General features: G+C 62.4%; 15 protein-coding genes. 13 read left to right on the forward strand and 2 right to left on the reverse strand.

Translation table 11 applies throughout. From position 1 onward, the window contains the following. The first annotated feature begins 148 nt into the window (after positions 1-148). The 6 genes from CSQ85_RS00565 to CSQ85_RS00595 all read left to right on the forward strand — a co-directional run bounded on the left by CSQ85_RS00565 (position 149) and on the right by CSQ85_RS00595 (position 10,240). Positions 149-745: a TetR/AcrR family transcriptional regulator gene (locus CSQ85_RS00565; protein WP_150382403.1), complete on the forward strand. Its 597-nt coding sequence runs from the start codon at positions 149-151 to the stop codon at positions 743-745. Between the two features lie 175 nt (positions 746-920). After that, positions 921-5,492 carry a glutamate synthase large subunit gene (gene gltB / locus CSQ85_RS00575; protein ID WP_150382404.1) on the forward strand — a complete coding sequence of 1,524 codons (4,572 nt, stop codon included), beginning with the start codon at positions 921-923 and terminating at the stop codon, positions 5,490-5,492. 1 nt (position 5,493) lies between these two features. Then, positions 5,494-7,032 carry a glutamate synthase subunit beta gene (locus CSQ85_RS00580; protein WP_150382405.1) on the forward strand — a complete coding sequence of 513 codons (1,539 nt, stop codon included), beginning with the start codon at positions 5,494-5,496 and terminating at the stop codon, positions 7,030-7,032. A gap of 163 nt (positions 7,033-7,195) precedes the next feature. Next, positions 7,196-7,672 carry a hypothetical protein gene (locus CSQ85_RS00585; RefSeq protein WP_107042556.1) on the forward strand — a complete coding sequence of 159 codons (477 nt, stop codon included), beginning with the start codon at positions 7,196-7,198 and terminating at the stop codon, positions 7,670-7,672. A 254-nt stretch (positions 7,673-7,926) separates the two neighbouring features. Then, the gene (glgA, locus tag CSQ85_RS00590; RefSeq protein ID WP_150382406.1) at positions 7,927-9,174 is read left to right on the forward strand and encodes a glycogen synthase; all 1,248 of its coding nucleotides are present in this window, start codon (positions 7,927-7,929) and stop codon (positions 9,172-9,174) included. Between the two features lie 160 nt (positions 9,175-9,334). Then, entirely contained in the window at positions 9,335-10,240 is a 906-nt protein-coding gene (locus CSQ85_RS00595; protein WP_223846739.1) for an ABC transporter ATP-binding protein, read from the forward strand. 121 nt (positions 10,241-10,361) lie between these two features. Here CSQ85_RS00595 and CSQ85_RS00600 read toward each other — a convergent pair whose 3' ends face one another. Continuing rightward, positions 10,362-11,675, reverse strand: coding sequence for an ATP-binding protein (locus CSQ85_RS00600; protein WP_223846740.1), 1,314 nt, complete (start codon positions 11,673-11,675; stop codon positions 10,362-10,364). Between the two features lie 219 nt (positions 11,676-11,894). On the opposite strand from CSQ85_RS00600, the gene CSQ85_RS00605 reads away from it, so the two are divergent. Beyond that, complete coding sequence (locus CSQ85_RS00605; protein WP_150382408.1) at positions 11,895-12,734, forward strand: nitrilase-related carbon-nitrogen hydrolase; 840 nt, start codon at positions 11,895-11,897, stop codon at positions 12,732-12,734. A gap of 268 nt (positions 12,735-13,002) precedes the next feature. Here the strand turns inward: CSQ85_RS00605 and CSQ85_RS00615 are convergent, their stop codons facing one another. Next, entirely contained in the window at positions 13,003-14,151 is a 1,149-nt protein-coding gene (locus CSQ85_RS00615; RefSeq protein ID WP_190972809.1) for a zinc ribbon domain-containing protein, read from the reverse strand. Positions 14,152-14,245: 94 nt separating this feature from the next. On the opposite strand from CSQ85_RS00615, the gene CSQ85_RS00620 reads away from it, so the two are divergent. From CSQ85_RS00620 to pglX, 6 genes are all read left to right on the forward strand, one after another. Continuing rightward, positions 14,246-14,515 carry an AbrB/MazE/SpoVT family DNA-binding domain-containing protein gene (locus CSQ85_RS00620; RefSeq protein ID WP_150382411.1) on the forward strand — a complete coding sequence of 90 codons (270 nt, stop codon included), beginning with the start codon at positions 14,246-14,248 and terminating at the stop codon, positions 14,513-14,515. Continuing rightward, positions 14,512-14,856, forward strand: a complete 345-nt coding sequence (locus tag CSQ85_RS00625) for a type II toxin-antitoxin system PemK/MazF family toxin (protein ID WP_150382412.1) — start codon at positions 14,512-14,514, stop codon at positions 14,854-14,856. The genes CSQ85_RS00620 and CSQ85_RS00625 overlap by 4 nt, the downstream gene beginning before the upstream one ends. A gap of 135 nt (positions 14,857-14,991) precedes the next feature. Then, the gene (locus CSQ85_RS00630; RefSeq protein WP_150382413.1) at positions 14,992-15,726 is read left to right on the forward strand and encodes a DUF1819 family protein; all 735 of its coding nucleotides are present in this window, start codon (positions 14,992-14,994) and stop codon (positions 15,724-15,726) included. A 91-nt stretch (positions 15,727-15,817) separates the two neighbouring features. Beyond that, positions 15,818-16,567: a DUF1788 domain-containing protein gene (locus CSQ85_RS00635; protein ID WP_150382414.1), complete on the forward strand. Its 750-nt coding sequence runs from the start codon at positions 15,818-15,820 to the stop codon at positions 16,565-16,567. Beyond that, positions 16,564-20,298: a BREX system P-loop protein BrxC gene (brxC, locus tag CSQ85_RS00640; RefSeq protein WP_150382415.1), complete on the forward strand. Its 3,735-nt coding sequence runs from the start codon at positions 16,564-16,566 to the stop codon at positions 20,296-20,298. The genes CSQ85_RS00635 and brxC overlap by 4 nt, the downstream gene beginning before the upstream one ends. A gap of 43 nt (positions 20,299-20,341) precedes the next feature. After that, complete coding sequence (gene pglX, locus CSQ85_RS00645; RefSeq protein ID WP_150382416.1) at positions 20,342-24,103, forward strand: BREX-1 system adenine-specific DNA-methyltransferase PglX; 3,762 nt, start codon at positions 20,342-20,344, stop codon at positions 24,101-24,103. Positions 24,104-24,131: the final 28 nt, after the last annotated feature.

Raw genomic sequence — 24,131 nt, forward strand, 5'->3', positions numbered from 1 at the left:
GTACGATAATCCATTTTTGGACATTTGCAAAATTCTGGACGATAGGTTAGGGTAAAGCCGTTGGCATCATTGGCAACACGCCGGCGTCCCCCCGTGTCGTTGCCGATTGGCCCCGAATGGATGAGTGAGAAAACGAAATGGACGTGACATGAAAAAGGATCTGAATGCAAAACTCTCCCGCGGCGCGCTGCGCACGCTTGACGCCTTCTCCGGTGCGATGATGGACCTGCTGCGCACCAAGCCGCTCATGTCGATCAGTGTCAACGAGCTGTGCGAACGCAGCTCGTATCCGCGCGCCACGTTCTACAACTACTTCGACGACCGCGACGATCTGCTGACCTATTGCTGGACCGCCCTGTCCGGAAAATCAAGGATCGGTGACCTCCAATCGGCCGAGCCGGAGCGCCGTGTGGACCTCGCGCTCGACATGATGGCCGACATGCTCGAGGACAACGCCGCCCTGCTGAAGGAGGTGCTTGAGCACAATCCGGTCGACGGGCCGCTGTTCGCCAGCCTGCGAGCCTTTATCGCCGAACGCTCGCGAGACCTCATGCGCACCTGCGTCGACCGGGAGCGCCACGCGCTACCGGCCGAACTGATCGCAGATCACTATGCCAACACCCTGATGCTCGTCCTCGACTGGTCGTACCTGCGCGGGCACACGCTGACGCGCCCCGAACTGCACGACTATGTTCACGCTCTGCTCGAGGGCGTGGAACGGCCGAAACCGCGAACCGCATTGTGAACGTGCTCAGCGCGCCGGGGTCGGTGAGTCGCGTAAAATTGGGTATTGACTTTTTCGCCAATTCGGTATATGGACAGCGAAACGTGAACGATACACCGCGACGCTACGCTGTCAACAGCAATAAGCCCAAGAGTCGCGTCTCAACGCGCGCTCGCGAATAATTGAGGTGATTTCGGTGACACTTAAAGCCCCGCTTGATCTCACGGTCCATGCTCCGGACGGCATGTATGACCCTTCCAACGAGCATGACGCCTGTGGTGTGGGTATGGTCACCACCCTCAACAAGCGCCCTGAGCACAAGATCGTCAAGGACGCCATTGAGGTGCTGGTCAATCTCGACCACCGTGGAGCCGTGGGCGCCGAGGAGAACACGGGTGACGGCGCCGGCATCCTGATGAGCATGCCGGACGAGTTCATGCGCGCCACCGTGCCCGCGGAACTGCCCGGGGCCGGCCACTACGCCGCCGGCATCGCGTTCCTCGATCGCGACATCGAAACCTCCGGCCAGCAGGAGCAGGCCATCGCCAGGATCGTGCGCGAGGAGGGCCTCGACGTCCTCGCATGGCGCGTCGTGCCGACCAACCCCGACGGCCTCGGCCTGCAGGCGCTCGCCGCGATGCCGAGCTTCAAGACTCTGGTCGTCGCCGATCCGCAGGGCGGCCTCGCCGGCATCGAGCTGGATCGCAAGACGTTCCGCATCCGCAAGCGCGTCGAACACGAGGTGGGCGTCTACTTCGCCTCCCTGTCCGCGCGCACCATCACCTACAAGGGCATGCTGACCACCATGCAGCTGACCCACTTCTTCCCGGATCTGGTGGACGAGCGCATGAAGGCCGTCGTCGCCATCGTGCACTCCCGCTTCTCCACGAACACGTTCCCGAGCTGGCCGCTGGCCCAGCCGTTCCGCCTGCTGGCCCACAACGGCGAGATCAACACGATCCAGGGCAACCGCAACTGGCTGTCCGCCCGCGAGGGGCGTCTGAGCTCCGAACTGCTCGGCGAGTTCGAGCCGCTGCTGCCGATCGCCACGCCCGGCTACTCCGACTCCGGCACCTTCGACGAGTGCCTTGAGCTGCTGCACCTCGCCGGCCGCTCCCTGCCGCATGCGATCAGCATGATGCTGCCGCCCGCGTGGGAGAAGAACGACCAGCTCGATCCGGATCTCAAGGCCTTCTACGAGTACAACAACACGCTGATCGAGCCGTGGGACGGCCCGGCCGACATCGTCTTCACCGACGGCACCCAGGTCGGCGCCTTGCTCGACCGTAACGGCTTCCGCCCCGGCCGCTGGCAGCTCACCGACGACGGCTACCTCGTCCTCGCCTCCGAGGCCGGCGTCCTGCCCGAGATCGAGCAGGAGCACATCGTCTCCAAGGGTCGCCTCGAGCCCGGTAAGATGTTCCTCGTCGACACCGCCGAGGGCCGCATCATCCCCGACGAGGAGATCAAGAGGACCCTCGCCTCCCAGCATCCGTACCGCAAGTGGGTCGAGGGCAACTCCGTGGAGATGAGCGACCTGCCCGCCCGCGAGCACGTCAACCACTCCGGCCAGTCCGTCCAGCGCCGTCAGCGCGCCTTCGGCTACACCGAGGAGGATCTCAAGATCGTCCTGACGCCGATGGCCAACACCGGCAAGGAGCCGCTGGGCTCGATGGGCAACGACACCCCGCTGCCGGTGCTCTCCAAGCGCTCGCGCATGCTGTTCGACTACTTCCACCAGAAGTTCGCGCAGGTCACCAACCCGCCGCTCGACTGGGAGCGCGAGGAGGTCGTCACCTGCCTCGAATCCGCGATCGGCCCGGAGCCGAACCTCCTGTCCGACACCGAGCTGCACGCCAAGAAGATCCTCATCCCGCTGCCGGTCATCAACTCCGACGAGATGGCCCAGTTGAAGCGCCTCGACAAGGCGCGCATCCTCGGCGGCTACTACCGCCCGTACGTCGTCAAGGGCCTGTATCAGGTGGCTGGCGGCGGCGAGGCCCTCCAGCAGCGTCTCGACGAGATCTTCGCCGAGATCGACGAGGCGATCGACAACGGCAAGAACTTCATCGTCCTGTCCGACCGCGACTCCAACCACACGTGGGGCCCGATCCCGTCCCTGCTGCTCACCTCCGCAGTACAGCACCACCTGCTGCGCCGCCACACCCGCACGCAGATCTCCATGGCCGTCGAGGCCGGCGACGTGCGCGAGATCCACCACGTCGCGCTGCTCATCGCCTACGGCGCGGCCTGTGTGAACCCGTATCTCGCGTTCGAATCCGTCGAGAACCTGTCGCGCGAAGGCTACGTGAAGGTCGATCCGGCCACCGCAGTGAAGAACCTCACCAAGGCCCTGTCCACCGGCGTGCTCAAGATCATGGCCAAGATGGGCGTCTCCACGATCATGAGCTACCGTGGCTCCCAGCTGTTCGAGGCCGTGGGCCTGAGCCAGGAGGTCGTCGACGAGTACTTCACCGGCACCACCACCCGTGTGGGCGGCGTCGGCCTCGACGAGATCGCCGAGGAGGTCGCCTCCCGCCATCGCGTCGCCTACCCGAACCAGTGGACCGCCTCCCCGCACCGCAACCTGAGGACCGGCGGCATCTACAAATGGCGTCGCACCGGCGAGGACCACCTGAACGACCCCGAGGCCATCTTCCTGCTGCAGCAGTCCACCCAGCGCGGCGACTACAACATGTTCAAGAAGTACTCGGCGCACATCAACGACACCTCCAACAGGATCATGACGCTGCGCGGCCTGATGAAGTTCAACGCCAGCCGCAAGCCGATCGACATCTCCGAGGTCGAGCCGGCCAGCGAGATCGTCAAGCGCTTCTCCACCGGCGCGATGAGCTACGGCTCCATCTCGCAGGAGGCCCACGAGACGCTCGCCATCGCGATGAACCAGATCGGCGCCCGCTCCAACTCCGGCGAGGGCGGCGAGTCCGACGACCGCATCGAGGACCCGCGCCGCTACAGCCGCATCAAGCAGATCGCCTCCGCGCGCTTCGGCGTCACCTCCGACTACCTCGTGCACGCCACCGACCTGCAGATCAAGCTCGCCCAGGGCGCCAAGCCGGGCGAGGGCGGCCACCTGCCGGGCGCCAAGGTCCCGCCGTGGATCGCCAAGGTCCGCCACGCCACCCCGGGCGTCGAGCTCATCTCCCCGCCGCCTCACCACGACATCTACTCCATCGAGGATCTCAAGCAGCTGATCTACGATGCGAAGATGGCCAACCCGAAGGCCCGCGTCCACGTCAAGCTCGTCTCCGAGTTCGGCGTCGGCACCATCGCGGCCGGCGTGGCCAAGTGCCATGCCGACGTGGTGCTGATCTCCGGCTACGACGGCGGCACCGGCGCGGCCCCGCTCAACGCGATCCGCCACGCGGGCACCCCGTGGGAGATCGGCCTGTCCGAGACGCAGCAGACGCTGATCCTCAACGGCCTGCGCTCGCGCATCGTCGTCCAGTGCGACGGCGAGCTCAAGACCGGCCGCGACGTGGTCATCGCCGCCCTGCTGGGCGCCGAGGAGTTCGGCTTCGCCACGGCCGCGCTGATCGTCGAAGGCTGCGTCATGATGCGCGCCTGCCAGAAGAACACCTGCCCGCAGGGCATCGCCACCCAGGACCCGGAGCTTCGCGCCCGCTTCCGCGGCAAGCCCGAAAGCGTCGTGAACTTCTTCATGTTCATCGCCGAGGAGGTGCGCGAGATCCTCGCCCAGCTCGGCTTCCGCACGCTCGAGGAGGCCGTCGGCCACGTCGAGTGCCTGGATCAGGACGAGGCGATCAAGCGCTGGAAGTCCGACGGCGTCGACCTGACCAACGTGCTCAAGCAGTCCGGCCCGGTCCCCGGCACCATCCTGCACAACACCGAGCCGCAGAACCATGAGCTCGAGAAGGCGCTCGACAACAAGCTCATCGAGCTCGCCGAACCCGCGCTCGACCACAAGGAACCGGTGCGCATCGAGATGCCGATCCGCAATGTCAACCGCACCGTCGGCACGATGGTCGGCTACGAGATCACCCGCCGCTACGGCGCCGAGGGTCTGCCCGACGACACCATCGACATGACCCTGCACGGTTCCGGAGGCCAGTCGATCGGCGCGTTCATCCCGCGCGGCGAGACCATCCGCGTCTACGGCGAGGTCAACGACTACGCGGGCAAGGGCCTGTCCGGCGGCCGGCTCATCGTCCGCCCGGAGGACGGCGTCACCTTCGACCCGCATGAGGACGTCATCGCGGGCAACGTCACCGGCTTCGGCGCCACCTCCGGCGAGATGTTCGTCGCCGGCAAGGCGGGCGAGCGATTTGCCGTGCGCAACTCCGGCGCGACCTTCGTCGTGGAGGGCGTCGGCGACCACGGCTGCGAGTACATGACCGGCGGCACGGTCGTCGTGCTCGGCCCCACCGGCCGCAACTTCGGCGCCGGCTTCTCGGGAGGCAACACGTACGTGCTCGACCTCGACATGAAGCAGGTCAACCCCGAGGCGGTCGAGTCCGGCGCGCTGCTCTTCGAACCGCTCGACGCCGAGACCTCCGACCTCGTGCGCGGCCTCGTCAAGCGCCACGCCGAGGAGACCGGCTCCGCGTTCGCCGCGGGCCTGCTCGAGGACTGGGACGCCACCGCGAAGCGTTTCACGCACGTCGTGCCGAAGCACTTCCTTGCCATGACCAAGGCCATGGCAGAGGCCGAAGCGGAACACATCGATTTCAATACGCCCGGTGCCTGGGAGCAGGTGTACGAGCACGTCATGGAAGGAGCGCACTGAGATGGGCGACCCGAGAGGATTCCTGAAAGTCCGCACCCGTAGGGAGCTGGCGGAGCGTCCCGTCGCCGAGCGCATCAAGGACTGGTTCGACGTGCACGCCGAATCCGGTCTGCAGCCGTGGACCACCGAGCAGGCGGCCCGCTGCATGGACTGCGGCACCCCGTTCTGCATGACCGGCTGCCCGCTGGGCAACCTGATCCCGGAGTTCAACGATCTGGTTCGGCAGGAGCAGTGGGAGGACGCCTACCAGCGTCTGAGCCTGACCAACAACTTCCCGGAGGTGACCGGCCGCATCTGCCCGGCCCTGTGCGAGCAGGCCTGCGTGCTGGGCATCCACCAGCCGCCGACGATGATCAAGAACGACGAGTGCACGATCATCGACCAGGCGTGGGATCTCGACTACGTCAAGCCGATGCCGCCGCAGCGCCTGACCGACCAGACCGTCGCGGTCGTCGGCTCCGGCCCCGCAGGCCTCGCCGCCGCGCAGCAGCTCACGCGCGCCGGCCACACCGTCGTCGTCTACGAGAAGGACGACGCGCTGGGTGGCCTCATGCGCTACGGCATCCCGAACTTCAAGCTCGAGAAGACGCTGCTCGACCGCCGCGTCGAGCAGATGGAGGCCGAGGGCACCCGATTCGAGACCAACGTCGAGATCGGCAAGGACATCACCTGGGACGACCTGCGCGACCGGTACGACGCGGTCGTCGTGGCCATCGGCTCCCGCGTGCCGCGCGACATGAAGATCCCGGGCCGCGAGCTCAAGGGCATCCACTTCGCCCTCGACTTCCTGCCCGATGCGACCCGTCGCATCTACGGCGTCAAGCCGGTCAACGACATCACCGCCAAGGACAAGCACGTCATCGTCATCGGCGGCGGCGACACCGGCTCCGACTGCCTTGGCACGTCGATCCGTCAGGGCGCGAAGGACGTCACCGTCCTGCAGATCATGCCGAAGGAGCCGTCCACCCGTCCGGCCAACCAGCCGTGGCCGACCTTCGCCCGCACCTACCAGAAGACCACGTCGATGGCCGAGGGCGGCGAATACCTGTACTCCACCGATTCGGTGAACTTCATCGGCACGGACGAGGAGCAGGGGCGCATCCACGTCGAGAACTCCACCACCGCGGAGGGCTTCATCGCCGACGAGACCGGCCACGTCACCGGTTTGAAGGTCGTTTCCGTGGCCCCCGGCGAGAACGGCCCGTTCACCCGTCAGCCGGGCACCGAGCGCGTCCTGCCCGCCGATCTGGTGCTCATCTCCGTCGGCTTCCTGCACCCGGATACCACCACGATCCTCGACCAGCTGCCCGTCGACCTCGACAAGCGCGGCAACATCGCCCGCAACGACAAGTTCGCCACCTCCCAGGACGGCGTCTTCGTGTGCGGCGACGCCGGCCGTGGCCAGAGCCTCGTCGTGTGGGCCATCGCGGAGGGCCGCTCCTGCGCGGCCGCTGTCGACGAGTACCTGTCCAGCGAGCACGTCAGCGAGCTGCCGGCCCCGATCACGGCCTCGCAGCGTCCGATGATGCTGCCGCGCTGATGACTGATCCGGACTGATCCGGGCATCCGGATTGATCCGCCCGTACGGTTTGCGTGATTCGGCTCCCTCTCACCGGGGGAGCCGTTTTGCGTTTTTCGTGACGCGCTGAGGTAAAGTATCACCCAGTGTCATCTTGTATGAACGGTAGAAGGAGTGTTTGAAGATGCCGAATCGTGCAGAACGTCGCGCCAAGGCGAAGGCCGACCGCAGGGGAGTGCCGTCGCAGTACGACTCCACCCGCGGCCGTGGTCGCGCGGGAATGATCGACGAATATCAGCTACAGGAGCGTTCCCGCAGGCTGCAGGAAGGCGAGTCCGTCGGTCCGTGGAAGCCGACCGGCGGCACGGTCGAGACCGATGTCGAGGCCGCCACGCTCACCACGAACCCCGATTACAGGAACCCGAAGGCGTTCAAGGCCCCGCATTCGACCCGCCAGTGGTTCCGCGTCGGCAGCTGGACGCTGATCGCGATCGCCGTCATCGCGTTCTTCGTGGTCATGTGGCTGCCGAGCGCCGCCCGTCCGATGTGGCTGGTCGCCACCGTCGCCGGCGTGTTCATCGTCGGCGTCGTGAGCCTGTTCTTCACGGCCGGCGATTCGAAGCACAATCCGAACCTCGACCAAAACGGCACCGCCGTCTGATCAGGCTTCGGCAGTTACCTTGGCCCCCTCTGGGAGGGGGCTGTCAGCGGAGCTGTCTGGGGGAGAGAAAGCCCGGGACTATGTCTCGGCATAGAAAAACGCACGACACCGGTCGTGCGTTTTTCGTTTCCTCGCGATGACGGAACGTGGGGCGCGTCGGACAGGGCGCGTCGGACAGACGGCAATCCGGGGCGTCGCGGCGTCGCCGGTTATACTGAAAACGTCGATAACGGTCCGAAGAAGGAGTCTGTGAAATGAAGGTCGACATCCTCACCCGTGAATACCCGCCGCATGTCTACGGTGGAGCCGGCGTGCACGCCGAAGAGCTGTCCAAAGTGCTCGCCGAGCGCGTCGACGTGACCGTACGCGCGTTCGACGGTCCCCGCACCGAGGCCGACGTGCCGGCCATCCCCAACGCCGCCGAGGCGAAGGGATCGCTCAAGGTCGTCGGCTACGGCACCCCGCATGAGCTGGACGGCGCGAACCCGGCCCTGAAGACCTTCGGTGTGGACCTGCAGATCGCCAACGACGTGGATGCGGACATCTCCCACGCCCACACGTGGTACGCCTGCCTGGCCGGTTACCTCGCCAAGATGCTGCACGGCACGCCGCTGGTCATCACCGCGCACAGCCTTGAGCCGTTCCGCCCGTGGAAGCGCGAGCAGCTCGGCGGCGGCTACAACCTGAGCTCCTGGGCCGAGAAGGACGCCTACGAGCACGCCGACCGCGTCATCGCCGTCTCCGGCGGTATGCGCGAGGACATCCTCACCGCCTACCCGGACCTTGATCCGGACAAGGTCGTCGTCGTGCACAACGGCATCACGATGTCCGATTTCGCGACGCCCGCCGAGGACGACCCGGCGTGGGGCGTGTTCGACCGCTACCACATCGACCGCTCGAAGCCGACCCTGCTGTTCGTCGGCCGCATCACCCGCCAGAAGGGCCTGCCGTACCTGCTTCAGGCCCTGCACCTGATCGACAAGGGCATTCAGGTGGTGCTGTGCGCCGGCGCGCCCGACACCCCGGAGATCGCCGAGGAGGTCAAGACCGCGTTCGCCAAGCTCGACGAGGAGCGCGGCAACATCATCTGGATCGAGGAGATGCTGCCCCGTCCGGAGCTCAACGCCCTCGAGCATGGCTGTGACGCGTTCATCTGCCCGTCCATCTACGAGCCGCTCGGCATCGTCAACCTCGAGGCCATGGCCTGCGGCCTGCCGGTCGTCGCCTCCGCCACCGGCGGCATCCCCGAGGTCGTCGTCGACGGCGAGACCGGCTATCTCGTGCCGATCGAGCAGCTGCGCGACGGCACCGGCACCCCCACGAACCCGGACAAGTTCGTGCATGACATGGCCGCCGCCATCGACAAGGTCATGGCCGATCCGGAACTCGCGAAGAAGATGGGACAGGCCGGCTACGAGCGCGCCCGCGACCACTTCAGCTGGGAGTCCATCGCCGACAAGACCGTCAAGGTCTACGAGGACGTGCTCGCCGAGCAGAAGTGATGACCGACGATCGGCTGCCGATCAGACGACTGATCGACGGATAACCGATTGACAGATGGGCCTTCCCTTGCATGAGGGGAGGCCCATCGTCGATAATCGGCGGGACCGCACAACGAGAAAACACGAACAGATACCAATGGCAACGGGAGGATCCATCACCATGACCGACAACGCCAGCAACACCGCAAACACCGCCGGCGCCGCCGACATCGACGACGCCGACAACGTCGTGCTCAGGCTCGAGGACGTCGAGTTCCGCCGTAAGCGACGCGTGATCATCACCGACGTGAACCTGACCATCCGCGCGGGGGAGCGCTGGGTGCTGTTCGGCCCCAACGGCATCGGCAAGTCCACCGCCGTGGGCATGCTCGCCACGCGCACCTTCCCCTCGGAGGGACGTGTGTTCATCCTCGGCCATCAGCTCGGCAAGTACGACGTGTTCAAACTGCGTACGCGCATCGGACTGGCGTCCGCCGATCTGGGACGTCAGTTCCCGGAGTTCGAGGACCCGCTCGATGCGGTCGTCACCGGGCTCTCCGCCGTGACCGGCCGCTGGCGCGACACGTACACCGAGGAGGAGTACGCGCGCGCCCGCAAACTATTGAGCGACTTCCGCGTGAGCTATCTGGAGGGCAAGGAGATGTGGCGCCTGTCCGAGGGCGAACGCACCCGCGTGCTCATCGCCCGCGCGCTGATGGGCAACCCGGAGCTGCTCATCATGGACGAGCCGACCACCGGTCTCGATCTGGGCGGACGCGAGCAGGTGATGCGCACGCTGAGCCGCATCGGCGAGGAGGATTCCAACCGTGCGGTCGTGCTCGTCACGCATCGTCTGGAGGAGATCCCCGCCGGATTCGACCACATCGCGATCATGGGACGCAAGCCGATCCCCGCCGAGGACGCCACCGAGGAGGGGCTCGACTCCGCCGGCAACCCCGGCGCCGGCACCATCATCTACACCGGACCGCTCGAGCAGGGTCTGACGAACGAGCGCCTGTCCGACCTGTTCGGCATGCCCATCGAGGTCGAACACTCCCACAACCGCTGGTCCGCCTTCGCCGTGTGAGGAGGTTCCGTGTGATGCGGTTCCGTGTGGGGAGTCGCATCACACGGGAGCTGCGGAGCGTACGGAATGCGTGGAATGCATGGAATGAGACGGATCGGATTCGATGCGGCGTCGTCATGCCCTATTCGTTACGCAGCATCGATAGCATGTACATGGGAAGGTATGTGACGCCGTCCTTCTCGCTCACGTTGGTTTCGGCGAGGACATAGGCTTTGTCGATGTCGTACCTGGGCGTCGACAAAGCGTTGTCGAGAGCGGTGTGAGATCGGAATCTGGCTCCCGATTTGATTTCCAGCGCCAATATGTCGCCGTCGTCCGTCTCGATGAGGAAGTCAAGTTCCCCGATGCCCTTTTTGGTGAAGTAGTACAGGTGATCGAACCCGTGCGCGACGAGTTCCTGCGCGGTGACGTTCTCATAGACGCCGCCCATGTTCATCGCGGCGTTGCCGTCGAGAATACCCAATGCGGATTTCTTGCCGTAGGACCCGACCAATAGGCCGACGTCCGAGTAAAACAGCTTCATCAGCCGACGTTCCGAATTGGCTCGCAGCGGGGCGATCGGGGCGGCGGCGTTGAAGACCGGCAGTGCCACGTTGGCCCCGGTGAGCCACAGGAATTCGTCTTCGATCTGGCTGAATCGTTTGACGTCGGTGATGGAACTGATCCGGAACCGTCGGTTCTGGCTTTGCAGCTCGTTGGGGATGAGCCGGTAGATTTCCTGAATGGTGAGCCGGTTCTCCTTGGGCGCGTATTGCTTGATGTCGTGCTCATAGTATGTGCGGATGTTCGATTGGATGGCCCGCACGGGGTCGATGGTATTGTTCTCGATGAAGGAAGTCACGGCTGCCGGCATGCCACCCACCAGCAGATAACGGTGGAACAAGTCGATGAGTCGGCGATGAATGAAATCGGGGACCTCACTCGTGTTCGTAAAGCACTCGTGTACGACGTCAAACGCGGTTTCCACGAGTCCGTTCGCCCAGCAGAATTCCTCGAAGTCGAGCGGATACATGGCGAATTCGTCCAGATAACCGACGGGCAGTGATCTGACATCCTCCAGTTCCACGCCCAGCAGCGAACCGGAGAGAATGTAGTCGTAGTCGCCCTTATCCACGAGCCCTTTGATGAAGGTCACGATATGGGGGCATTGCTGGATCTCGTCGAGGAACACCAACGTTTCCCCCGGAACGAGTGGCTCGTTGGCCGCGACGGAGATACGGAACAGCAGGTCGTCTGGGCTGGTCGCCTGAGCGAAGGACTGTCGGGCATTGTCGTCAAGCACGAGGTTGAATTCGACCATGTGCTTGTATTCGGCGCGGCCGAACTCCTCGATGATGAAGGTCTTGCCCACCTGCCTCGCACCGGTCACCAGCAACGCCTGCTTGGTCTTATGGGTTTTCCAGAATCTGATACGCTCGTAAGCCTTGCGTTTCAACGTTTCCACCTCCGTAGACGACATTCGTCTGATTTCAGTATAAACCGTTTATTGCACTTATCTGATTTTGGAATACCTTATTTTGAGCACTTATCGCTATTTCGGTGACTCCCATATCGACGCTCGTCATGATTCGTGTGGTCGTTATATCGACATTCGTCACGTTTTTCGTCGCGTTTGATGATCCACACGGTGCGGTCTCGTGGCATGATATGGTGCATGGGATTCCTGACGACGCTTGCCGTGACGGTGGCGCAGTTCACCGTCGCGCGTGAACCGGAACGCAATCTGGAGATCATCGACGGGTTCGCGCGTGACGCGGCGGCCGGCGGCGCGCGTCTGCTGGTGCTGCCCGAAGGACTGATCGCTCGCGATGGGGATGATGATGGGTTCGCCGCCGCGCACGCGCAGCCGTTGGACGGGCCGTTCGTGACCGGGCTGCGCCGCATCAGCAAGGCGCGTGGCATCGCGCTGATGGGCACGGTGCATGTCTTGCCCGAGCCGATGTCGTCGGAGACATCAAACCCCGGCACCCGCGTATCCAACGTGTTTTTGGTCATCGACGACGGCGAAATCCGCGCGGCCTACCGCAAGCTGCACCTGTACGACGCATTCAACGCCAGCGAATCCGACGTGGTGAGGCCCGGAACGGAACTGCCGCCCGTCGTTGACATCGACGGCTGGCAGGTCGGCGTCATGACCTGCTACGACCTGCGTTTCCCGGAGACCGCGCGCTCGCTGGCCGTACGTGGCGCCGACGTGATTGTCGTGAGCGCCGCATGGGTGCGCGGGCCCCTCAAGGAACGTCACTGGTCGCTGCTGACCGCGGCCCGCGCGCTGGAGAACACCTGCTACGTGCTGGCGTGCAGCGAGGTGAGCGCCCGTAACATCGGCATGAGCCGCATCATCGACCCGATGGGCGAGACGCTGGTCGAAGCCAACGGCCACGGTCCCGCCCTCATCGCCGCCGACCTCAACCACGAGGAACTGACGGATACCCGCCGCACTCTGCCCGTCCTCAACAACCGCCGCTTCGCCGGCCCGGTGCTGCGCGGGTGAAGACGACGTCAAAGCTTGGAGAACGCCGAGGCATCACTTGCTTTTGAAGATGGACTTTGCGATTTTCGGTCCATATTTCATAACTGCACCACTGATGACAGGGATAACGGCTGCTACGCCAACGAGGAGCTTGTTCCGTTTCCCCTCTCTGTTGCTTTTGCAATTCGCGCAGTACTCTCCCTTAGTGTCCCGTGCGAGCGGGGCGCCGCATTGCTTGCAATGCCTGCGATCCTCGGGAGCGCTTTCCTCTCGCTGCGCGGTCGCATCGTCAGTTTTGGTCTTTTTCGAGAACATCATCGTGGTACTCCTTCTGCTGTGCTGAATCGCCGATTGCTGCTACATTGACGGATCTACCTATCGTCGTCGGCCATGTTTCCTGCGATTGGGCTATTCCTGTCAAGAGGTGGGTCAAACGATCCAGACGATCGCTCGCTTTGCTTTTCGCTTCAATGCTCAGATGCTCGTTGAGCCGTATCAGCGTGTCTTCATCGGCAAGGTCATTGTCTCGGATGAATGTCCGAAACTGGTGCAATACCTCATGGCTCGCTTTCGGCTGTCCAAGAGCGATGTATCCGTTGCAGGCTATCTGAATCGTATCCGTGATTCCCGTGAGGTCGTTCAAGGCATCGGCGGCTTTGCCGTCTTTCTTCCCATGCCGCTTGGGATCTGCAATGGCATGCATCTGCTCTTCGAAGTTCCGGGCTAGGATGCTGCGCGCGTCATTCGCCTGCATGATGGCATGCATCAGCAGCTGATCACGTAGACGCCTATCAGTGACCGCGCGTGCTTGTAGAAACATGTCCCATGCCGTATCCACCTTCGCCAGACGGTCGTTTTGCTGTTCGACATGAAGCTCATGGACAGCAGCCTTCACATCTTTGATCTCCGAGAGCACCATCGATATGGCGGCTTGTGTCTGAAGGTGTTGTATCGTAGGCAGAAGATCGGGAATCTGCTCGGACATTTCCAGCCTCACCTGCTTTACTATGTGGCCTTTGTCGTCAAATAGCGCCGCGAGCGTCTCTCCATTCAAATCCTGCTGGAAATGAAGCTTACCTTCTTCTACAAGCTGTTGGAAGCGCCGGGGTAACTTTGCAACCATTTGTGCGTCGCCTTCGGCGAATGTTTGTTGTAGGAATTGCACGATGCCTGGCATCATCAACCGCACATGATCCCAGTTTTCAAGTATGTGCAGGAGACGCCTCCGGTCATCGGCGACGATTTCCAGCGTATCTATAGTCTCTTCCCCGTCATTTCCCACGCGTGTCACGTCGTAGGCGAGTGAGGGGACTATCTCATACTGCGACCGTCCTTGGATCGGCGAGTCGGCATCCGCGCTGCAAAAACCGCAATACGGGCATACTCTTGCTTGTTCGGAGATGTTTGTTCCGCATTCAGGACACATCATCATGCTCATGGCACCACTATAGCGCTGAAAACGATCGCAACGGCTTGCCGTTTGATACGAACAACGTATATCCTTATGTGTATACGTAAGGAGGTGGTGGCGCATGCTCGCTACGGCTACCGTCACGAAATGGGGGAACAGCGAGGGAATTCGAATCCCGCGGGAGGTCAGGGAGCTTGCCGGCATCCATGAGGGGAGCTCGGTGACCATGGAGGTGAAGGACGGCGCGATCGTCATACGCCCGGTCTCCACGCCCACACGAAGGATGGGTCGATATGTCCTGCCGGACCTTGACGCACTGTTCTCTGACTACCAGGGCCCGCAGCCTACGGAGGACGGGTTCGCCAATCCCGTGGGGAGGGAGGAGCTGTGACCGGTAACGGATACCGCAGGGGAGACATCGTCGTCGCGGATCTCGATCCATCGGCCGGTCATGAACAGCGTAAACGACGGTACCTGTTGGTTGTGGGAAACGAACAGTTCAACCGTACCTGCAACCTGACTTTGGCGTGCGCCATCACGTCGACCGACAACGGATACCCGTTGCATGTCCCGGTCCATCCGATTTCCATGGGCGAATCGATCGAGGGATTTGTTGAGGTGGAGCAGCTCAAGGCGCTGGATCTGGCAGCGAGGGGTGCCGAAGTCGTCGGATGGGTGCCGAGTGATGAAATGGATCGCATCACCGGGATGATTCTGGCCTGCTTCGCATGAGCTGAACGACCTCGTACGGTGATGTAGCCGAGATCCGAGGACGGGTTGTCCGGTTGGATAAGGTGATGCGGGCAAGGGCATAATTATCGTCGGATACTGCGATTGTTCGAAGAGTCTCGAGAGGAAAGGAAACCGATGGCGGGAATGTATGGTGCGGAAACACCCGGTGGGCGGTATCGGCTGTCCTTCACGGTCGGTGGTCTGCTCGCGCCGCAGGGTCGCATCATCGCCTCGCTGTTCGTGCGCAATGGTTTTCTCGATGGCCCCATCGCCGATGAAACTGATGCGACCGTCGCGACTGATGAAGTCGCGGGTGCCGTCACGAGCGGGAGAGTCGGCGGTAAACCGGATGAGTTGGGGGAGCGTATAGCACGGATCCGCCGTCAGGCCCTTGACGAGAACGTGCTGTCCATCCGGACGCGGGCTGCGAACACCCGCATGGTCAGCGAGGTCTGCAAGCGTCTGAGCGCGCTCACCGAAACGGAGATCCGCTATCTCGCCGATTCCGATGCGCCGGCGACCGATTGTCGGGCCCTGATGTGGGTGGCGATGTGCCGCTACTACGCGCTGATCGGCGAATTCGCCAGCGAAGTGCTGCGCGACCACTACCTTATGGGCGTCACGAAGGTGACCTACGAGGACTATGATCGGTTCATCCTCGACAAGGCCATGTGGCACGTCGAACTGGAGGAGATGAAAACCACCACCGCGAACAAGCTTCGTTCGAACATGTTCCGGGCGATGGGCGAGGCCGGTCTGATGGATGCCGACGACAACACGCTGCTGCCTTCCCTGTTGGGCAGGACCGTGACCGGTATCCTTGACAACAGGCCGGAATCGTTCCTGTTCTTCCCGCTTCGGAACCGATGAACAAGACTGCTGAGCGGGGGCGGCGGACAGGGACGCAGCAGGACGTGGGCACAGTAGCCGCAGGACCATGGCGTAAGGAGATCGGAAAGCGATGACATCCATCAGCGACGTGAACCGTCGTCCTCGAACGACCGTCGAGCAGGATTTCGACGGCCTGTTCGGGATTATGCGTTCCAAGCGTTTCCGCAACGGCGAGGACACCGGCGGCGAACCGGCGAACTTCATCTACGCCTATCCTCCGGAACGGGAGCTGGAGGTGGAGCGTCGCATCCCGATGCTCGTTGACCGCCTGCAGGGCATGGATCCCGTCGACGACGATGACGCTGCCCCGGCCGTGCTGGTCATCGACCTGTACGATCTGGCCATCGAAATCATGAAGGACAACGACGTCTTCGATTCCGCCATCGAACAGGAGCCCGACATGCACGGCGACGACGAGTTCGATGATGTCACCGGTCACACGCCTTGGCCGAGGCTGCAGGAGGACGATTTCTATCAGGCGCTCGCCGGCATGCTCGGTCCCGACAACGACGATCTCAGGGATGCTCTGCGTGAGCGTTACGCGCAAGCCGCGGCGAATCAGGAGGCCGATCTGGTGTTCCTGACCGGCGTGGGCCGGGTGTATCCGTACATCCGCGCGCATGCGCTGTTCAGTTGCATCCAGGACATCATCCCCGAGCACACGCCGGTGGTGGTGTTCTTCCCGGGAACGTACGAGAAGACGGCGACGACTGTTTCGGTGATGCGCCTGTTCCATCGTCTCGACGCGGACAACTACTACCGCGCGTTCAGTCTCAACACAATGATTGCCACGGCGATTACGGAAGGAGCCGACGCATGAACGACATCAGTGCATTGCAGCTCAGGGGGATCTTCGACAAGAACATCGACGACAAGATCGATGGCGTCATCAAGGCCAGCGACGACAGCAAACTCGCCGACGAGGTGCGCGAATACGTGTTGACCAACGAGATCCAGCTCAATCTCGAGCGCTTCCTTGATGCGTACAACGACACGTCCGTCAGCTATACGAACGGCGTGTGGATCTCCGGTTTCTTCGGGTCCGGTAAGTCGCACCTGCTGAAGATCCTCTCCCATATTCTGGGCGACATTCCCGCAAGCGTGCATCCGAATGGAGCCGAATCGTTGAGCCGCGCGCAGGTCATCGACATCATGAAGGCCAAGGTCCGTGACGCCGAGAACCACGCGCTTGAAGGGCTTCTGGATGTCAATCTGCGCATCCCCGCCATGTCCCTGCTGTTCAACATCGACAGCAAGGCGCAGAAGGGCAGCAAGGATACGCTCATGAACGCCTTCATCCGCGTGTTCGACGAGGCTCGCGGGTATTACGGCGCCAACAAGTACGTGGCGAAGATGGAACGCGATCTGGACTCCAACGGCTGCCTTGACGAATTCAAGCGCCAGTTCGAGCTGATCGCGGGCAGGCCGTGGTCCAAGGGCCGCCCGCAGGCCGCGTTCTGTGGCCCCAAGATCGATCAGGCGTTCTCCGCCGCCACTGGTGGCGAGAGGCGCACGGACATCCTCAAGGACTACCAGAAGCAGTACAACCCGACCATCGCCGATTTCGCTGATGATGTGAACGACTGGCTGCAGCACCAGCCCAAGGGCTACCGTCTGGTGTTCCTCGTGGATGAGATCGGACAGTTCGTGAGCACGGATGCGGGCTTCATGCTCGATCTACAGACCGTGACCGAGGAGCTGTTCTCCCGCACCAACGGCCGTGTGTGGGTGATCGTCACCTCCCAGGAGGACATCGACTCCATCATCGGCGATCGTACGGCAAGCCAGGGTGGCGATTTCACCAAGATCAAGGGCCGGTTCGCGGTCAATCTGAAGCTCTCCAGCGCCGATGCCATCGAGGTCATCCAGAAACGTCTGCTCACCAAGAACGAGCAGGGCGAATCGGCGGTCGAGGATCTGTGGCACGCGCATCATGACGAGCTCGACGCCCTGTTCACCTTCCAGGGCGAGGGCGGTGTGCGTCAGTTCAAGAACCTCCGGTTCGGCACGGAGGATGATTTCACCGCCACCTATCCGTTCATCAACTACCAGTTCGCGCTGTTCCAGGATGCAATGCGAGGCATGAGCGGCGCGGGATTCTTCGAAGGCCAGCACCGCTCGGTCGGAGAGCGCTCGCTGCTGTCCACCGTCAGCAGTGCGCTGTCCGAGCACAAGATGGATGCCGTCGGCAGACTGATCCCGTTCAGCGCCTTCTACGACGGTATCTCCGGCACGATCCAAAGCTCGGTGAACCATCGCATCAACGAGGCCGAACGCGAACTCGACCCCGGCGTCCAGCAGCTGGCGTTGCCGTTGCTCAAGGCGCTGCTGCTGGTCAAGCACGTCAAAGGTTTCAAAGCCAACGTACGCAACCTGCGCATCCTCGTGCTCGGTGGATTCGACGAGAACCTGCCCGGGCTGGAGCAGCGCATCCAGTCGACGCTCGACGAGCTGGAACGCCAGAACTATGTGCATCGTACCGGCGACGAGTACGAGTACCTGACCAACGAGGAACAGGCCGTCGAAAGCGAGATCAAGAACACCGACATCGACGACGCCCAGATTCGCGGGCGTCTGGGCAAGATCCTCAGTGATGAGGTCCTCGGCCAGCCGTTGCGCGTGGAGTACGGCCAAGGCAGGCAGAAGGTTTCGTTCCGATATGGATTGACCATCGACAACGTCGCACAGGGCCGTCCCCAGCCGATCACGCTGCACATTGGCACCCCGATGGACGGCATGTCGGTGGAATCCAAGGTCCTGCATTCGTCCGGCGAGCGTGAGGTGTTGCGTGTGATCCTCAACGCCGATGGCTCGACATTGCTGCGGGATCTGGCCATGGTCGAGCGCACCGAGAAGTACCTGCGTCTCCACTCCAACGAGCAGGGTCCGCGTAAGCGCATCATCGACGACAAGCGCATCGAACTTGAGGGCATGGGCCATCGTCTCCGTGATGAAGTGAACAAGGCCCTGTGCTCGGCGACCATCGCCTATAACGGGTCGACGTTGGAGACGAAGACGGGCCAGGATGCGTCCGCCGTCATCTCGGAGGCCATGCAGACGCTGATCGGTCGCCTGTACACCAACTTCACCATGGTGGAAGGGCTCTCCTACACCGAACGCGACTTGGCGGCAGTGCTTGACGATGCATCCAACCAGACTCCTTCGTTGGGTGCCGCCGATTCGGCGAAGGACCGTTTGGATACGCCTGCCCAGGATGTCTACGACTACGTGTCCGGTCAGATCAGGCGGAACCTGACGCCCACCGTACGCGATGTCGTCCTGCATTACGAGGCCGTGCCGTACGGCTGGCCGTTCGCGGATACGCTGGCGTGCCTGTGCTACCTGTACGGCACCGGACGGATTCATCTCGTGATCGACAGCATCCGTGTACCGCGCACCGATGTGGTCAAGTACCTGACCAATCAGAAGAAGACCGAAAGCATGCGCGTGGCGATCCCGAAGCACTATGACGCCGGCAAGCTCCGGGAACTGCGCACCTTCGCCGATGAGTACCTCGGCCTGACCGCCAGCAAGGTGCCAAGCGACGCCGAGGACATGGCCCGGCTCATCAGGGATGGGCTTTCGGATACGGTCCACGACCTCGAGACCCTGAAGGCCGCCAACAGCCGGTTCGTGTTCGTCGGGCAGCTCAACGGGCCGCTGGAGCGTCTGCGCGCCGTGACCGGCCAATCGGAGGAATGGCTGCTGGAGGACTTCCCCGGTGAGGACGAGGAGAATGGCACGGAGCGTCTGCTCGACGACATGGAGGATGTGATCGGCCCGATCCGCAAGCTCCTCAACGGCGGCCAGCGCACCGTGCTGACCGATGGCGTGGAGTGGATCGACGCCAACGACTCCAACTTCACGCTCGCCTCCGACGACCTCCGGCGGGAGCGTGACGCCGTGCGGGCCATCGCGGATGATCCGCTGTTGTTCAAGGGCAACAGGGTCAACGAGTTCAAGAGGGGGTTGGATGGTCTGCGCCAGCATCTCGGCGAACTGGTGGACGAGGAGCGGCGGCGCGCTCTGGGGATCGTGACCGCCATCCGCGACACCATCGTCGGCATCGACTCCTACCGCGACGCCCGCGAGGACGCGCGGCAGGGCGCCCTGCGCTCGCTGGACGACGCGGCCGCCAAGATCGAGCATGCGAAGTACATCGCCGACATCAGGCAGACCGCGGACACCGTGCGCGGCGACCTGTATCTGGCGCTGGTCAACCAGCTGGACGCCGCGAAGGTGCAGCCGGAGCGGCAGGAATCGTCCGCCAAGCCCGACAAGGTTCCGCCCACACCGGGTGAGCGGGGAGGAGAGCGGGAAGCGGACGGGACAGCGGAAAACGGTGACGATGCGACCGTCGCTCCCGGACCCAAGCATGTGCAGGCGGTCAAGCCCGCGCCCGAGGCGGAGCAGGGCAACCGCACGATCCGCGTCACGCCGCCGCGCCCCAAGCCGATGCTGCTCACGGAGGCCGACGTGGACAACTTCCTTGACGAATACCGCCATAAGCTCATGGACGCCATCAAGGAAGGAAAACGCATTCTGCTGTGAACCGTATCTTCAATGACGGGAACTTGCGGGAGGAAATGGAACGATGAACACGAGTAAATTGCAGGGGTTCGCGGCGTGGGCGCGCGTGGAGCTCATCAAGGCGGTGCGCGCGAAGCTGGATGCGGCTATGGAGCCGAATTCGGCGGCGCGGGTGGATAGCCCGGCGGCGTTCGCCAAGCTGGAGGAGGAGATCCGCGCCAACGGCGGCGGCGAGGAAGGGCGCGCGAAGACCGCGGAACGCCACGCCTACCGCTGGTTCAACCGGATCGTCGCCCTGAGGTACATGGACGCCAACGAGTTCACGCGCACGCATGCGGTGTCCGGTGATGACGCGGACAATCCGAACGCGCTGCCGGCCGTGCTGTCGGCCGCCAAACGAGGCGAATTCGACGAGGACGTCTTCGGTTCGGCCGTCGGCTCGGCGACCAAGGTGGTGCCCACCATCACCGCGCTGCTGGACGGCACGAAGCGCAGCAACGATCCGCAGGGCGAGGCCTATGGTCTGCTGCTGCGCGCCTATTGCGGGTATTGGAACCGGTTCATGCCGTTCATGTTCGACAAGGCCGGTGCCGCCGACGAGCTGCTGCTCCCCGCCGACCTGCTCGCCTCCGACTCCGTGCTGCGCAAAGCCGTGGAGGCGATGCCCGTCGCCGATTGCATTGGTTCGGCCCCCTCTGACGATGGAGCCGGATCCTCTGCTTCGGCCCCCTCTGATGAGGGGGCTCCCGGCGGAGCCGGGTGGGGGAGAGACCATACCCGCAATGGCAACGTGGAGATCATCGGCTGGCTCTACCAGTTCTACATCGCCGAACGCAAGGACGAGGTGATGGCCGGCTTCAAGAAGAACAAGAAGGCCGGCGCCGCCGAGATCCCCGCCGCCACCCAGCTGTTCACCCCCGACTGGATCGTCAAGTACTTGGTTCAGAACACCGTAGGCCGCCTCTGGACCCAATCCCACCCCGAATCCCAGCTCCACAAAACATGGGAATACTACATCCTGCCTCCCTCTGACGAGGGAGGTGTCAGCGAAGCTGACGGAGGGAGAGACACACTCAAGATCTCCACCCCCGAGGACCTCACCGTCTGCGACCCCGCCTGCGGCTCCGGCCACATGCTCACCTACGCATTCGACCTGCTCTACGACATCTACGACGAGGCCGGCTACTCCGCCAACGAGATCCCTGGCTTGATTCTCAAGCACAACCTGTTCGGCATGGAGATCGACGAACGCGCCGCCAACCTCGCCGCCTTCGCCCTGACGATGAAGGCGCGCGGCCGCTACCGCCGCTTCTTCCGCAAGCAGGTGCAGCCGAATATCCAGCGCATCACGCCCGAATACTTCACCGACGCGGAAGTGCAGGAGCTCAACGACCTCTACAACGTGACCCTCGACGCCGACACCTGGAACACCTACCAGCATGCCGACGTCTACGGTTCCCTCATCCAACCCCCAACCGACCTCGCCGCTATTTCGGCCCCCTCTGACGAGGGGGCTCCCGGCGGAGCCGGGTGGGGGAGAGACAGCGGAGAGACCACCCTCTTCTCCGACACCCTCACCGACCGAGCTCGCACCGTCCTCACCCAAACCACTTACCTAGCCCGCAAGTATGCCGCAGTCGTAGCCAACCCGCCCTACATGGGTTCCAGCAACATGGGCACTTTGCTCAAGCAGTACGTGCAGTACCACTACAAGGACGGCAAGTCTGACCTGTTCGCAGCATTCATCCTGCGCAACCTGCAATTCATCAAGCCGAACGCACTGCTCGGCATGATCACCATGCAGAGCTGGATGTTCCTCTCCTCGTTCGAGGAACTACGCAGGGGATTGCTCGCAAAGCAATCCATCGAAACGATGGCACATCTCGGGGCCGGCGCATTCGACAGCATTGGCGGCGAAGTCGTCTCTACCACGGCATTCACCATTCGCAATGGTGTTTCTGATGGCAAGGGCACGTACCTGCGCTTGGTGTACGTGCATGGAGATGAAGACCAAGCGCGTACCTGTGCCGGTGTCGTCAAGGGGGCGAATAACGGTCTGCTTTTCACTGTTAACCAGCATGATTTTGCACAGATTCCTGAATCTCCATTAGCTTATTGGTTGTCGAAATCAATGAGAGATGCTTTTGGATATGGGACTCGTCTTGTAAATTATGTGAAGCCACGACAGGGATTGGCAACCGCTGATAATCCGAGATTCTTACGTGAATGGTGGGAAGTTAGCCAATCACGTAATTTATTCGGTTGCTTGTCGGGCAAAGAATCTGTTGTGAGTCGCAAACGGTGGTTCTCCTACAACAAGGGTGGTGAATTTCGGAAGTGGTACGGGAATCGTGAATATGTTGTCAATTGGGAGAACGACGGCTCTGAAATTAGATTTTTTGGTACCGGGAATGGCGGGAAACCGCGTTCGAGAGCGCAAAATACCGAATCATATTTTTTGCCGTCTGTTTCGTGGTCTACGGTAACTTCCGGAGATCCTTCGTTTCGTTTTGATGGAGCTGGATTCATATGTGATCAGACTAGTGGCTTCCTCTCCTATTCAGAGAGTGGTAATCCGGATGTGCTTTTGTCTATCATGAATAGTTCTTTTGCTGTTCAGATATTGAATATACTGGGATCGTCTACACACTATATGCAGGGACCAGTTGGCTATACTCCTATCTGTGATCAAGTTGATTGTTCAGAAGTTGATGCTTTAGTCGAGATTTCTCGTCATGATTGGGACTCCTGCGAAACTTCGTGGGATTTCAAGAACTTGAATGTGTTGAATGGTCTCTCCCTCAGTCAGCCGCAGGCTGACAGCTCCCTCGTCAGAGGGAGCCGAGATGTTGTGCTGGCTGAGTCGATTCCCACCTACATCGCCCGCTGCAAGCAGATCGCCGAAGAGCAGCGCCAGCGCGAGATCAGGAACAACGAGCTGGTGGCGGATGCCTACGGTGTGCGCGACGAGGTGCCGTGCGATGTGCCGATCGAACGCGTCTCGCTGAAGCGCAATCCGGCGTTCGCCTATCCGAAGGCTACGTCTGCCGAACGTGACGCGAAAATGGCTGAGGACGTCGTCAAGGAGATCATCTCCTACGCGGTCGGCTGCATGTTCGGACGGTATTCGCTCGACAAGCCGGGTCTCATCCTTGCCTCGCAGGGCGAAACCATCGACGACTATCACGCGCAGATCCCGAGCCCCTCGTTCGAGCCGGATGCGGACAACGTCATCCCCGTCACCGACGAGGAATGGTTCGAGGACGACCTCGTCGCACGCTTCCGCACGTTCCTCGCCGTGGCTCTCGACGAACAACATGTGAACGAGAACGTCGCCTACATTGAACAGGTACTTGGCAAGCCCCTGCGCAAGTACTTCGCCGATGACTTCTACGACGACCATGTGCGGATGTACAAGAACCGGCCGATCTACTGGATGTACTCCAGCCGCACCGACAAGAAGGCCACGTTCAAGGCGCTCGTCTACTTGCACCGGTACACGCCCGCCACCACGAACACCGTGCTGAAATACCTGCGCGAGTTCACCGGCAAGCTCAACGCCCAGTCCGAAGCCCTGCTCGCATCCTCCAAGGCGTCCGAGGTCCGCAAGGGCGAGAAGCTGCGCACCGCCATCAAGGAGTGCACCGACTACGAGCGCGACATCCTCTACCCGCTCGCCACCCGCAACCTCCCCATCGACCTCGATGACGGAGTGCTGGTCAACTACCTGCGTATGGGCCAATCCCTCCGCACCATCAAACCCATCGAAGCCAAACGCAAAACCGTCCAATCCTGGACCTGGCCCGTCAACCCGCTGGAGGCGTGATCTAATGGGGATGATGTACATGTCGGCT

Origin of the sequence: Bifidobacterium rousetti (assembly GCF_008698235.1) — a bacterium.
In the GTDB taxonomy this organism is placed as follows: domain Bacteria; phylum Actinomycetota; class Actinomycetes; order Actinomycetales; family Bifidobacteriaceae; genus Bifidobacterium; species Bifidobacterium rousetti.